1 protein-coding gene is annotated in these 458 nt (G+C 74.0%); it reads right to left on the bottom strand.

Annotated features, from left to right (window positions below; genetic code table 11):
* A partial coding sequence (locus tag BN358_RS23595) for a pitrilysin family protein (protein ID WP_198018431.1) occupies window positions 1–458 on the bottom strand: 458 nt, incomplete at both ends.

Here is a 458-nt window from a genome sequence, read left to right as displayed (position 1 = left end):
ACCCGGTCCGGGTCGTCGTGCAGCGTTGCGTAGGCGCCGATCAGGTCGGCGCGGGAGTCGAACCGGGCCAGTTCGGTGAGCCACTCGCGCGCGAACTGGGCCTTCGCACGGTCCAGCTCGGCCTGCGTCGGTCCGGCCTCCGCGAGCCGTTCGATCTGGACCAGGGCGGCGCGGTGGGCCGCGTCGATGTCCTGCCCAGGCAGGGCCCGCACGTTGACGACGCCGAACGAGGTACCACCGATCAGCGGCATGGCGGACGCCCCGACACCCGCTGCCACCCGCTGGCTGCGGACCAGTTCCCGGTGCAGTCGCGACGTCTGCCCGCCGCCGAGCACGGACAGCGCGAGTTCGCAGGCGTCGAAGCCCGGGGTGTCCCGCGCCGGCAGTCGCCATGCGTAGTAGGTGGCCGCGGCGGGGACGCGTCCGGTCACCTCCCGGGTGGTGACCCCGGTGAGCGG

Source organism: Sedimentibacter sp. B4, from assembly GCF_000309315.1.
In the GTDB taxonomy this organism is placed as follows: Bacteria; Bacillota; Clostridia; order Tissierellales; family Sedimentibacteraceae; genus Sedimentibacter; species Sedimentibacter saalensis.
The sequence above is the reverse complement of the archived record's forward strand: the minus strand, read 5'-3'. Positions and strand labels throughout refer to the sequence as shown.